We start from the raw sequence: 13,210 nt of genomic DNA on the forward strand, positions 1-13,210 counted from the left end.
TTGAGTGTTCAAAGCTTTTTTCTTGTTCATTGAAAACTGGATAAAACGACATTGAAAGTAATCAAGTAATCAACCGAATTGCATAGTCATATGCAGTTCAAGCAATCTTTTTAACCTTCTGATTCCTATCGCTAGGATGACGTTGGACCTTTTATAGGTTAAGTTAGAAAGGGCGCACGGCGGATGCCTTGGCACTAGGAGCCGATGAAGGACGGCACTAACACCGATATGCTTCGGGGAGCTGTAAGTAAGCTTTGATCCGAAGATTTCCGAATGGGGAAACCCACTGTCCGTAATGGGACAGTACGTGTATGTGAATACATAGCATACTCGTGGCACACCCGGAGAACTGAAACATCTAAGTACCCGGAGGAAGAGAAAGAAACATCGATTCCCTTAGTAGCGGCGAGCGAAACGGGAAGAGCCCAAACCAAGAAGCTTGCTTCTTGGGGTTGTAGGACATTCTATACGGAGTTACAAAGGAATGCATTAGACGAAGCGACCTGGAAAGGTCCGCCGCAGCGGGTAAAAGCCCCGTAGTCGAAAGTACATTCTCTCCAGAGTGGATCCTGAGTACGGCGGAACACGTGAAATTCCGTCGGAATCCGGGAGGACCATCTCCCAAGGCTAAATACTCCCTAGTGACCGATAGTGAACCAGTACCGTGAGGGAAAGGTGAAAAGCACCCCGGAAGGGGAGTGAAATAGAACCTGAAACCGTGCGCTTACAAATTGTCAGAGCCCGTTAATGGGTGATGGCGTGCCTTTTGTAGAATGAACCGGCGAGTTACGATTTCATGCAAGGTTAAGCTGAGAAAGCGGAGCCGCAGCGAAAGCGAGTCTGAATAGGGCGAATGAGTATGGGGTCGTAGACCCGAAACCAGGTGATCTACCCATGTCCAGGGTGAAGGTCAGGTAACACTGACTGGAGGCCCGAACCCACGTATGTTGAAAAATGCGGGGATGAGGTGTGGGTAGCGGTGAAATTCCAATCGAACCTGGAGATAGCTGGTTCTCTCCGAAATAGCTTTAGGGCTAGCCTCAAACGAAAGAATCTCGGAGGTAGAGCACTGTTTGGACGAGGGGCCCATCCCGGGTTACCGAATTCAGACAAACTCCGAATGCCGATGATTTATGTTTGGGAGTCAGACAGTGGGTGATAAGATCCATTGTCGAGAGGGAAACAGCCCAGACCACCAGTTAAGGTCCCCAAGTATCTGTTAAGTGGAAAAGGATGTGGCGTTGCCCAGACAACCAGGATGTTGGCTTAGAAGCAGCCATCATTTAAAGAGTGCGTAATAGCTCACTGGTCGAGTGGCGCTGCGCCGAAAATGTACCGGGGCTAAACAGATCACCGAAGCTGTGGATTGACCGTAAGGTCAATGGTAGGAGAGCGTTCCAAGGGCGTTGAAGCTGGACCGGAAGGACTGGTGGAGCGCTTGGAAGTGAGAATGCCGGTATGAGTAGCGAAAGAAGGGTGAGAATCCCTTCCACCGAATGCCCAAGGTTTCCTGAGGAAGGCTCGTCCGCTCAGGGTTAGTCAGGACCTAAGTCGAGGCCGATAGGCGTAGACGATGGACAACAGGTTGATATTCCTGTACCACCTCCCCGCCGTTTGAGTAATGGGGGGACGCAGTAGGATAGGGTGAGCACACAGTTGGTTGTGTGTCTAAGCAGTGAGGTGGAGAACGAGGCAAATCCCGTTCTCATATAACACTAGGCTGTGATGGCAAGGAGATTGATCTCCGGAGTCCCTGATTTCACACTGCCAAGAAAAGCCTCTAGCGAGGCGGGAGGTGCCTGTACCGCAAACCGACACAGGTAGGCGAGGAGAGAATCCTAAGGTGATCGAGAGAACTCTCGTTAAGGAACTCGGCAAAATGACCCCGTAACTTCGGGAGAAGGGGTGCTCTGGTAGGGTGAATAGCCCGAGAGAGCCGCAGTGAATAGGCCCAGGCGACTGTTTAGCAAAAACACAGGTCTCTGCAAAATCGTAAGATGACGTATAGGGGCTGACGCCTGCCCGGTGCTGGAAGGTTAAGAGGAGGGGTTAGCGCAAGCGAAGCTCTGAATTGAAGCCCCAGTAAACGGCGGCCGTAACTATAACGGTCCTAAGGTAGCGAAATTCCTTGTCGGGTAAGTTCCGACCCGCACGAAAGGCGTAACGATCTGGGCACTGTCTCAACGAGAGACTCGGTGAAATTATAATATGCGTGAAGATGCGCATTACCCGCGACAGGACGGAAAGACCCCGTGGAGCTTTACTGTAGCCTGATATTGAATTCCGGTGCAGCCTGTACAGGATAGGTAGGAGCCTTGGATTCCGGAGCGCCAGCTTCGGAGGAGGCATTGGTGGGATACTACCCTGGCTGTATTGGACTTCTAACCCTTGCCCGTGATCCGGGCAGGAGACAGTGTCAGGTGGGCAGTTTGACTGGGGCGGTCGCCTCCTAAAGAGTAACGGAGGCGCTCAAAGGTTCCCTCAGAATGGTTGGACATCATTCGCAGAGTGCAAAGGCATAAGGGAGCTTGACTGCGAGACCTACAAGTCGAGCAGGGTCGAAAGACGGACTTAGTGATCCGGTGGTTCCGCATGGAAGGGCCATCGCTCAACGGATAAAAGCTACCCCGGGGATAACAGGCTTATCTCCCCCAAGAGTCCACATCGACGGGGAGGTTTGGCACCTCGATGTCGGCTCGTCGCATCCTGGGGCTGTAGTCGGTCCCAAGGGTTGGGCTGTTCGCCCATTAAAGCGGCACGCGAGCTGGGTTCAGAACGTCGTGAGACAGTTCGGTCCCTATCCGTCGCGGGCGCAGGAAATTTGAGGAGAGCTGTCCTTAGTACGAGAGGACCGGGATGGACATACCGCTGGTGTACCAGTTGTCTTGCCAAAGGCATCGCTGGGTAGCTATGTATGGACGGGATAAATGCTGAAAGCATCTAAGCATGAAGCCCCCTTCAAGATGAGATTTCCCATTACGCAAGTAAGTAAGATCCCTCAAAGATGATGAGGTGGATAGGTCTGGGGTGGAAGTACGGCGACGTATGGAGCTGACAGATACTAATCGATCGAGGACTTAACCTATTATAAAAAGAAGTTACTTGAATGACCCAATGTCTTTTATTCAGTTTTGAGTGAACAAGCTTTACTCAAAAAAATATTAAAAATAATGCTTGCATTAATTTTAATAAGTGTTATAATAGTAAATGTCCTGAAAAAAGGACTCGCAGTCTGGTGACGATGGCGAAGAGGTCACACCCGTTCCCATACCGAACACGGAAGTTAAGCTCTTCAGCGCTGATGGTAGTTGGGGGTTTCCCCCTGTGAGAGTAAGACGTCGCCAGGCAATTTTTTTCTTAAGATCTTCAATGATAATGTCATACATAATCAAGCGATCAATAGGAATGAAAAATAAAAAAGCAGTATTATACCCAGGAGGATTAGCTCAGCTGGGAGAGCACCTGCCTTACAAGCAGGGGGTCGGCGGTTCGAGCCCGTCATCCTCCACCATATATATTCTACACCTGCCGGTGTAGCTCAACTGGTAGAGCAACTGACTTGTAATCAGTAGGTTGAGGGTTCAAGTCCTTTCGCCGGCACCACTTAGTACGAGCCGTTAGCTCAGTTGGTAGAGCATCTGACTTTTAATCAGAGGGTCACAGGTTCGAATCCTGTACGGCTCACCATTTTTACAGTATCATATTGCGGGTGTGGTGGAACTGGCAGACACGCTAGACTTAGGATCTAGTGCCTTCGGGCGTGGGGGTTCGACTCCCTTCACCCGCACTTTTACGCGGAAGTAGTTCAGTGGTAGAATACGACCTTGCCAAGGTCGGGGTCGCGGGTTCGAATCCCGTCTTCCGCTTTTCACTCTTGCCGGGGTGGCGGAACTGGCAGACGCACAGGACTTAAAATCCTGCGGTAGGTGACTACCGTACCGGTTCGATTCCGGTTCTCGGCACCAAATTTATAATATGCGCCCGTAGCTCAATTGGATAGAGCGTCTGACTACGGATCAGAAGGTTGTGGGTTCGACTCCTGCCGGGCGCGCCATAATTTAAATAATCTCATTATATACAGTCGGGAAGTAGCTCAGCTTGGTAGAGCACTTGGTTTGGGACCAAGGGGTCGCAGGTTCGAATCCTGTCTTCCCGACCACTTAATGGGGCCTTAGCTCAGCTGGGAGAGCGCCTGCCTTGCACGCAGGAGGTCAACGGTTCGATCCCGTTAGGCTCCACCATTAATTATATTTGAACTTCATGAACCTTGAAAACTGAACAGCAAAACGTTAACGAAATACAGTTTATGCATCTAACGATGACATAAACAAAATGAGTATCTTAATTGATGCCAGCAAATGAAACTCGAGCTAATCGATTTTTCATTCTACTGACTGACAAGGTGTAGTGAAGTGCTAGGAGATGAAGGAGAGAAGGAGGGAGCGTACTCAGGTACGTGACCGACTGATCGACTGAAATCGACGACGCAATTCGCTGCAGATTGTCTGTCAGTCTTATGGAGAGTTTGATCCTGGCTCAGGACGAACGCTGGCGGCATGCCTAATACATGCAAGTCGAGCGAACTGTTGGAAGCTTGCTTCCAACAGTTAGCGGCGGACGGGTGAGTAACACGTGGGCAACCTGCCCTTCAGATGGGGATAACTCCGGGAAACCGGGGCTAATACCGAATAATCCATTTCTTCGCATGAAGAGATGTTGAAAGACGGCGTTTCGCTGTCACTGAAGGATGGGCCCGCGGCGCATTAGCTAGTTGGTGGGGTAACGGCCTACCAAGGCAACGATGCGTAGCCGACCTGAGAGGGTGATCGGCCACACTGGGACTGAGACACGGCCCAGACTCCTACGGGAGGCAGCAGTAGGGAATCTTCCACAATGGACGAAAGTCTGATGGAGCAATGCCGCGTGAGTGAAGAAGGTTTTCGGATCGTAAAGCTCTGTTGTAAGGGAAGAACAAGTACAGGAGTAACTGCCTGTACCTTGACGGTACCTTACCAGAAAGCCACGGCTAACTACGTGCCAGCAGCCGCGGTAATACGTAGGTGGCAAGCGTTGTCCGGAATTATTGGGCGTAAAGCGCGCGCAGGCGGTCCTTTAAGTCTGATGTGAAAGCCCACGGCTCAACCGTGGAGGGTCATTGGAAACTGGAGGACTTGAGTACAGAAGAGGAAAGCGGAATTCCACGTGTAGCGGTGAAATGCGTAGAGATGTGGAGGAACACCAGTGGCGAAGGCGGCTTTCTGGTCTGTAACTGACGCTGAGGCGCGAAAGCGTGGGGAGCAAACAGGATTAGATACCCTGGTAGTCCACGCCGTAAACGATGAGTGCTAAGTGTTAGGGGGTTTCCGCCCCTTAGTGCTGCAGCTAACGCATTAAGCACTCCGCCTGGGGAGTACGGCCGCAAGGCTGAAACTCAAAGGAATTGACGGGGACCCGCACAAGCGGTGGAGCATGTGGTTTAATTCGAAGCAACGCGAAGAACCTTACCAGGTCTTGACATCCCACTGACCGGCATGGAGACATGCCTTTCCCTTCGGGGACAGTGGTGACAGGTGGTGCATGGTTGTCGTCAGCTCGTGTCGTGAGATGTTGGGTTAAGTCCCGCAACGAGCGCAACCCTTAATCTTAGTTGCCATCATTCAGTTGGGCACTCTAAGGTGACTGCCGGTGACAAACCGGAGGAAGGTGGGGATGACGTCAAATCATCATGCCCCTTATGACCTGGGCTACACACGTGCTACAATGGACGATACAGAGGGCTGCAAACCCGCGAGGGGGAGCCAATCCCACAAAATCGTTCCCAGTTCGGATTGCAGGCTGCAACTCGCCTGCATGAAGCCGGAATCGCTAGTAATCGTGGATCAGCATGCCACGGTGAATACGTTCCCGGGTCTTGTACACACCGCCCGTCACACCACGAGAGTTTGTAACACCCGAAGTCGGTGGGGTAACCCTTACGGGAGCCAGCCGCCGAAGGTGGGACAGATGATTGGGGTGAAGTCGTAACAAGGTAGCCGTATCGGAAGGTGCGGCTGGATCACCTCCTTTCTAAGGATTATGTTCTCTTGTCTGAAATATGACAGAAACATTCGGAAGATGAATCTCCGATTCATCACGTTAACGTTTTGCGTTCAGTTTTGAAGGCTCATTTTTTGAGTGTTCAAAGCTTTTTTCTTGTTCATTGAAAACTGGATAAAACGACATTGAAAGTAATCAAGTAATCAACCGAATTGCATAGTCATATGCAGTTCAAGCAATCTTTTTAACCTTCTGATTCCTATCGCTAGGATGACGTTGGACCTTTTATAGGTTAAGTTAGAAAGGGCGCACGGCGGATGCCTTGGCACTAGGAGCCGATGAAGGACGGCACTAACACCGATATGCTTCGGGGAGCTGTAAGTAAGCTTTGATCCGAAGATTTCCGAATGGGGAAACCCACTGTCCGTAATGGGACAGTACGTGTATGTGAATACATAGCATACTCGTGGCACACCCGGAGAACTGAAACATCTAAGTACCCGGAGGAAGAGAAAGAAACATCGATTCCCTTAGTAGCGGCGAGCGAAACGGGAAGAGCCCAAACCAAGAAGCTTGCTTCTTGGGGTTGTAGGACACTCTATACGGAGTTACAAAGGAATGCATTAGACGAAGCGACCTGGAAAGGTCCGCCGCAGCGGGTAAAAGCCCTGTAGTCGAAAGTGCATTCTCTCCAGAGTGGATCCTGAGTACGGCGGAACACGTGAAATTCCGTCGGAATCCGGGAGGACCATCTCCCAAGGCTAAATACTCCCTAGTGACCGATAGTGAACCAGTACCGTGAGGGAAAGGTGAAAAGCACCCCGGAAGGGGAGTGAAATAGAACCTGAAACCGTGCGCTTACAAATTGTCAGAGCCCGTTAATGGGTGATGGCGTGCCTTTTGTAGAATGAACCGGCGAGTTACGATTCCATGCAAGGTTAAGCTGAGAAAGCGGAGCCGCAGCGAAAGCGAGTCTGAATAGGGCGAATGAGTATGGGGTCGTAGACCCGAAACCAGGTGATCTACCCATGTCCAGGGTGAAGGTCAGGTAACACTGACTGGAGGCCCGAACCCACGTATGTTGAAAAATGCGGGGATGAGGTGTGGGTAGCGGTGAAATTCCAATCGAACCTGGAGATAGCTGGTTCTCTCCGAAATAGCTTTAGGGCTAGCCTCAAACGAAAGAATCTCGGAGGTAGAGCACTGTTTGGACGAGGGGCCCATCCCGGGTTACCGAATTCAGACAAACTCCGAATGCCGATGATTTATGTTTGGGAGTCAGACAGTGGGTGATAAGATCCATTGTCGAGAGGGAAACAGCCCAGACCACCAGCTAAGGTCCCCAAGTATCTGTTAAGTGGAAAAGGATGTGGCGTTGCCCAGACAACCAGGATGTTGGCTTAGAAGCAGCCATCATTTAAAGAGTGCGTAATAGCTCACTGGTCGAGTGGCGCTGCGCCGAAAATGTACCGGGGCTAAACAGATCACCGAAGCTGTGGATTGACCGTAAGGTCAATGGTAGGAGAGCGTTCCAAGGGCGTTGAAGCTGGACCGGAAGGACTGGTGGAGCGCTTGGAAGTGAGAATGCCGGTATGAGTAGCGAAAGAAGGGTGAGAATCCCTTCCACCGAATGCCCAAGGTTTCCTGAGGAAGGCTCGTCCGCTCAGGGTTAGTCAGGACCTAAGTCGAGGCCGATAGGCGTAGACGATGGACAACAGGTTGATATTCCTGTACCACCTCCCCGCCGTTTGAGTAATGGGGGGACGCAGTAGGATAGGGTGAGCACACAGTTGGTTGTGTGTCTAAGCAGTGAGGTGGAGAACGAGGCAAATCCCGTTCTCATATAACACTAGGCTGTGATGGCAAGGAGATTGATCTCCGGAGTCCCTGATTTCACACTGCCAAGAAAAGCCTCTAGCGAGGCGGGAGGTGCCTGTACCGCAAACCGACACAGGTAGGCGAGGAGAGAATCCTAAGGTGATCGAGAGAACTCTCGTTAAGGAACTCGGCAAAATGACCCCGTAACTTCGGGAGAAGGGGTGCTCTGGTAGGGTGAATAGCCCGAGAGAGCCGCAGTGAATAGGCCCAGGCGACTGTTTAGCAAAAACACAGGTCTCTGCAAAATCGTAAGATGACGTATAGGGGCTGACGCCTGCCCGGTGCTGGAAGGTTAAGAGGAGGGGTTAGCGCAAGCGAAGCTCTGAATTGAAGCCCCAGTAAACGGCGGCCGTAACTATAACGGTCCTAAGGTAGCGAAATTCCTTGTCGGGTAAGTTCCGACCCGCACGAAAGGCGTAACGATCTGGGCACTGTCTCAACGAGAGACTCGGTGAAATTATAATATGCGTGAAGATGCGCATTACCCGCGACAGGACGGAAAGACCCCGTGGAGCTTTACTGTAGCCTGATATTGAATTCCGGTGCAGCCTGTACAGGATAGGTAGGAGCCTTGGATTCCGGAGCGCCAGCTTCGGAGGAGGCATTGGTGGGATACTACCCTGGCTGTATTGGACTTCTAACCCTTGCCCGTGATCCGGGCAGGAGACAGTGTCAGGTGGGCAGTTTGACTGGGGCGGTCGCCTCCTAAAGAGTAACGGAGGCGCTCAAAGGTTCCCTCAGAATGGTTGGACATCATTCGCAGAGTGCAAAGGCATAAGGGAGCTTGACTGCGAGACCTACAAGTCGAGCAGGGTCGAAAGACGGACTTAGTGATCCGGTGGTTCCGCATGGAAGGGCCATCGCTCAACGGATAAAAGCTACCCCGGGGATAACAGGCTTATCTCCCCCAAGAGTCCACATCGACGGGGAGGTTTGGCACCTCGATGTCGGCTCGTCGCATCCTGGGGCTGTAGTCGGTCCCAAGGGTTGGGCTGTTCGCCCATTAAAGCGGCACGCGAGCTGGGTTCAGAACGTCGTGAGACAGTTCGGTCCCTATCCGTCGCGGGCGCAGGAAATTTGAGGAGAGCTGTCCTTAGTACGAGAGGACCGGGATGGACATACCGCTGGTGTACCAGTTGTCTTGCCAAAGGCATCGCTGGGTAGCTATGTATGGACGGGATAAATGCTGAAAGCATCTAAGCATGAAGCCCCCTTCAAGATGAGATTTCCCATTACGCAAGTAAGTAAGATCCCTCAAAGATGATGAGGTGGATAGGTCTGGGGTGGAAGTACGGCGACGTATGCAGCTGACAGATACTAATCGATCGAGGACTTAACCTATTATAAAAAGAAATTACTTGAAATACCCAATGTCTTTTATTCAGTTTTGAGTGAACAACCTTTACTCAAAAAGTCTAGTAACGATGGCGAAGAGGTCACACCCGTTCCCATACCGAACACGGAAGTTAAGCTCTTCAGCGCCGATGGTAGTTGGGGGTTTCCCCCTGTGAGAGTAGGACGTTGCTAGGCAAGCGAAGCCATTCCCTTTGGGGAGTGGCTTTTTTGTATTTTTGAGAGATTTTTTCTGTTATCCGCTCTTTCTATTGGATATTTGATCATAGTAACTGCTCAAGCGCTCATACTTGTGCGGCATCCTCTCTATGCCTTCGGCTAAGTGCTCATACTTGGTCGGTATCCGCTCTATGTCTTCAGCCAAGCGCTCATAACTCCAGTTCATCCGCTCTATGTCTCGGGCTAAGCGCTCATACTTGTGCGGCATCCGCTCTATGCCTCCACCCAAGCGCTCATACTCGGGCGGTATACGCTCTATGTCTTCAGCCAAGCGCTCATAACTCCAGTTCATCCGCTCTATGTCTCGGGCTAAGCGCTCATACTTGTGCGGCATCCGCTCTATGCCTCCACCCAAGCGCTCATACTCGGGCGGTATACGCTCTATGTCTTCGGCCAAGCGCTCATAACTCCGGTTCATCCGCTCTAAGCCTCCGTCCAAACGCTCATACTCGCCCGGTATCCTCTCTATGTCTTCGGCTGAGCGCTCATACTCGGGCGGCATCCGCTCTAATCCTCCGTCCAAACGCTCATACCCGCTCGAGATTCGCTCTAAGCCCCTTGCCAAGCGCTCATACTCACGCGGCATCCGCTCTATCTCTCCGTCCAAGCGCTCATACACACCCTTCACACCCCCTTCACACCCCCTCAATACCCCTTCCTATGCCCCGAACTATCCCTTCAAAACATCTCTCCAGCCAAAATATCCATAAAATATATGCAATAATATATTTAATCTAATAGAGTGTGTGATTGGGGTATATTAATAGTAAGAAACGTACGATGGTTGAGGGGGGATGATTTTATGGTCATAAGGATAATTAAGCGCTTCTTTAAGGAACGCTTTTTTGATCAGGCGGCGCAGAACGCTTATTATCTGTTGCTATCGGTGCTCCCGTTTTTACTGGTGGTATTGTCGATTGTGCAATTTCTGCCGGTGGAAGAGGCGAGTATACTGGCGTTGCTGCGTCCCTTTGTGCCGGATGAATCTTTTCAGCTTCTTGAGCAAAGTGTTCAGTCCATGCTCTACAAGAGTCACGGCAAATTGCTCGTGCTGAGTGTTCTGGCCGCGTTATGGACATCATCTGTTGCCGTCCAATCATTTGCACGTTCATTGGATTTAGCGAATCAGAAAATTCACAGGCAGCCGGTATGGGTCAGTCTCATACGCACTCTCGGAGTGACAGTTCTGTTTATGCTTGTTGTGCCGCTGTCGCTGTTCCTGCCGCTGATTGAAAGGTTACTGCGTACAGTTATTGCGTATTATGATGTGCTGGAAGCGTGGGAAGGCTGGTTATACGTTTGGCCGAATATTAAATGGGGCCTGGGGACGTTCTTCCTGTTTATCTTTTTTCTAATATTTTATCAGCTCGTTCCCACTGGTAAAATGAAGTGGAAACAGGCATTGCCGGGTGCATTGCTTTCAGCGTTTGGCTGGCAGCTCGTATCGCTGTTGTTCGGAGATTATGTATCGCGGGTTGATTACTCCAGATTGTACGGACAGTTAGCGGGAATTATTATGCTTGTGTTATGGTTTTATTTAACTGCAGTGATTATTATATTTTCCGGATTATTAAATGCGGAATGGAAAAGGAGGGTGCGGTCCAGATGAAAATTTTAGTGGTGGATGATGATATACATATTCTAGAGCTCGTCAGTATACATTTACGGCAGGCGGGATATACCGTGGTGAAGGCAATGAATGGACTGGAGGCATTAGAGCTTGCGGAGCAGGAATGGCCGGACTTGGCAGTGGTTGATGTAATGATGCCTGGGATGGACGGTTATACACTGACGAAGAGACTTCGCGAAGAGACGGAGATTCCAGTGCTGCTGCTGACGGCAAAAGGAGAGATGGAGGATAAGGAGCGGGGCTTTTTGGCCGGATCTGATGATTATTTAGTAAAACCATTTGAACCGAAAGAGTTGTTATTCCGTATCCATGCAATTTTGCGACGTTATGACAGGGCGGTTGACCGGCTTATACAAGTTGGACCTTTATTAATCAACCGGCAAAGCTATGAAGTGGTGGTTGGCAAAAAGTCATTGCTGCTGCCATTGAAGGAGTTTGAGCTTCTATCAGTGCTCGCATCCCGGCATGGTCAGGTATTCACGCGCGAGGTGCTAGTTGAGCGTGTGTGGGGCTTTGACTACGAAGGAGATGAGCAGACGCTGAGTGTGCATATCAAACGTTTGCGGGATAAGCTTGATAAGCTGACTGATCAGGTGAAAATTGTCACTGTGCGCGGTGTCGGCTATAAGCTTGAGGGTGCGGAATGAAGTCGCTCTACGGAAAGTTTCTTATTTTAACCGTAGGAATTATGCTGTCGAGTGCGGTTGTGGCTTTTCTTTCGGTTAATACGTATTATCACAGGTATTTGAAGGACCAGAATGATGTAAAGAATGTGAAGGTAGCGGAGCAGATCGCATCGTTCATTGAAGAGAATGACGGGCTCGATTTGACGGCTTATTTTACTATGCTGGCAAGTACGGGATATAAGCTTCTTGTCGTAATGCCTGAAGGGACTTCCACAGTTTACGGCGAGGCGTTCCGCGACAATAACCTCGAAGAAGCGGCGATTCGGAGAGTATACAGCGGAGAAGTGTACCACGGTATGCGTGATCTGAAAGCTGAAACATTTGTGACGGGTTATTTTTCAAATGAATCTGCCAATACAGTAGGTGTGCCGTTTACTCATGCAGGGCAGACCTATGCGCTTTTTCTGCGTCCTGATATTAAGATGCTCTTTACGGAAATACACTACCTGCTCGGCGGTATGGTCATTGTCATGGCAATCATCAGTATTCTTGCGATGCTGATCGTTGCGCGGAAGCTGATTCAGCCGATAGTGGCACTGACGAAGGCAACAAAAAAAGTGGGCGAAGAAAAATTCACAGGTACGCTGTCAATTGACCGCCGCGATGAGATTGGACAGTTGGCGAAAAGCTTTCAGCAGATGATGGATCGTCTGAGTGAAAATGATCAGATTCGGAAAGCATTCATCAGTGATGTATCTCATGACTTCCAGTCGCCTTTATTGAATATTAAAGGCTATGCAGACTTGCTGTCTGACGAAGAGCTGCCTGCCAATGAACGCAAACGTTATGCAGAAATCATTTGGTCAGAAACAGAACGGCTCTCGACCTTGACCAAACAGTTGCTTCTGCTGACATCACTTGACCAGCTTATTTCCCCGCTGCAGAAGAAAGTCTTCCGCGTGGATCAGCAAGTGAAAGAGACTGTGCGGAAATCGCAATGGCTGCTGCAGGAAAAAGAAATGTCCGTCATGCTGGAGATCGACGAAGTCAGGTATAAGGGTGATCCTGAATTCCTTGAAAAGGTTTGGGAAAACTTATTATCGAATGCACTGAAATATACGCCGGACGGAGGCACGATTGATATCAAGCTGACCGAGCAAGTGAATGGAATTTGCTTCTCAATTGAAGATACAGGAATCGGTATGTCAAAGGAAACGAAGGTTCGGATATTTGACCGCTTCTACCGTGCTGATCATTCACGTACGCGCGAGGCGGAAGGCACTGGACTTGGGTTATCAATAGTGGAACAAGTTGTCCGTCTGCATGATGGACGTATCGAAGTCGACAGTACACTTGGCAGCGGTACGATGTTCACTGTGTATTTGCCGAACTTGTAACCGTCAGTTCATCTTCCGTTCATCTTGGCATGTTATGATGAATGCAGTAGAAAGATGACGGGAGGAAATAT

At 50.3% G+C, this 13,210-nt stretch carries 4 protein-coding genes, 9 tRNA genes and 5 rRNA genes; 17 read left to right on the plus strand and 1 reads right to left on the minus strand.

Translation table 11 applies throughout. The features are described 5' to 3' along the window. The first annotated feature begins 156 nt into the window (after positions 1-156). The 14 genes from SporoP37_RS10135 (at position 157) to rrf (SporoP37_RS10200) (ending at position 9,444) form a co-directional block, all read left to right on the plus strand. A 23S ribosomal RNA gene (locus SporoP37_RS10135) occupies positions 157-3,085 on the plus strand. Between the two features lie 146 nt (positions 3,086-3,231). After that, positions 3,232-3,347, plus strand: a 5S ribosomal RNA gene (gene rrf / locus SporoP37_RS10140). 88 nt (positions 3,348-3,435) lie between these two features. Beyond that, a tRNA-Val gene (locus SporoP37_RS10145) sits at positions 3,436-3,511 on the plus strand. A 16-nt stretch (positions 3,512-3,527) separates the two neighbouring features. Further along, positions 3,528-3,603, plus strand: a tRNA-Thr gene (locus tag SporoP37_RS10150). A gap of 8 nt (positions 3,604-3,611) precedes the next feature. Continuing rightward, positions 3,612-3,687, plus strand: a tRNA-Lys gene (locus SporoP37_RS10155). An 18-nt stretch (positions 3,688-3,705) separates the two neighbouring features. Further along, positions 3,706-3,787, plus strand: a tRNA-Leu gene (locus SporoP37_RS10160). 7 nt (positions 3,788-3,794) lie between these two features. Beyond that, a tRNA-Gly gene (locus SporoP37_RS10165) sits at positions 3,795-3,866 on the plus strand. Positions 3,867-3,876: 10 nt separating this feature from the next. Beyond that, a tRNA-Leu gene (locus SporoP37_RS10170) sits at positions 3,877-3,965 on the plus strand. Between the two features lie 12 nt (positions 3,966-3,977). Next, positions 3,978-4,054, plus strand: a tRNA-Arg gene (locus tag SporoP37_RS10175). A gap of 28 nt (positions 4,055-4,082) precedes the next feature. After that, positions 4,083-4,159: transfer RNA gene (locus tag SporoP37_RS10180), tRNA-Pro, on the plus strand. A 6-nt stretch (positions 4,160-4,165) separates the two neighbouring features. Then, positions 4,166-4,241, plus strand: a tRNA-Ala gene (locus SporoP37_RS10185). A 272-nt stretch (positions 4,242-4,513) separates the two neighbouring features. Further along, positions 4,514-6,066 (plus strand): 16S ribosomal RNA (locus SporoP37_RS10190). 260 nt (positions 6,067-6,326) lie between these two features. Further along, positions 6,327-9,255 (plus strand): 23S ribosomal RNA (locus tag SporoP37_RS10195). Between the two features lie 73 nt (positions 9,256-9,328). Next, a 5S ribosomal RNA gene (gene rrf / locus SporoP37_RS10200) occupies positions 9,329-9,444 on the plus strand. The 16S, 23S and 5S rRNA genes sit together here with 9 tRNA genes alongside, the layout of an rRNA operon. 58 nt (positions 9,445-9,502) lie before the next feature. On the opposite strand, the gene SporoP37_RS10205 is transcribed toward rrf (SporoP37_RS10200), so the two are convergent. After that, positions 9,503-10,114, minus strand: coding sequence for a hypothetical protein (locus tag SporoP37_RS10205; protein WP_085430859.1), 612 nt, complete (start codon positions 10,112-10,114; stop codon positions 9,503-9,505). A 174-nt stretch (positions 10,115-10,288) separates the two neighbouring features. Between SporoP37_RS10205 and SporoP37_RS10210 the strand changes: the two genes are divergently transcribed. The 3 genes from SporoP37_RS10210 to SporoP37_RS10220 are packed head-to-tail and all read left to right on the plus strand — an operon-like array spanning position 10,289 to position 13,139. Next, positions 10,289-11,095, plus strand: a complete 807-nt coding sequence (locus tag SporoP37_RS10210; protein WP_085430860.1) for a YihY/virulence factor BrkB family protein — start codon at positions 10,289-10,291, stop codon at positions 11,093-11,095. Beyond that, on the plus strand, positions 11,092-11,763 hold the full coding sequence (locus SporoP37_RS10215) for a response regulator transcription factor (RefSeq protein ID WP_085430861.1): 672 nt from the start codon (positions 11,092-11,094) through the stop codon (positions 11,761-11,763). The genes SporoP37_RS10210 and SporoP37_RS10215 overlap by 4 nt, the downstream gene beginning before the upstream one ends. Then, positions 11,760-13,139, plus strand: a complete 1,380-nt coding sequence (locus tag SporoP37_RS10220) for a sensor histidine kinase (RefSeq protein ID WP_085430862.1) — start codon at positions 11,760-11,762, stop codon at positions 13,137-13,139. Before SporoP37_RS10215 ends, SporoP37_RS10220 begins: the two co-directional genes overlap by 4 nt. Positions 13,140-13,210: the final 71 nt, after the last annotated feature.

The organism is Sporosarcina sp. P37 (assembly GCF_002109365.1).
In the GTDB taxonomy this organism is placed as follows: Bacteria; Bacillota; Bacilli; order Bacillales_A; family Planococcaceae; genus Sporosarcina.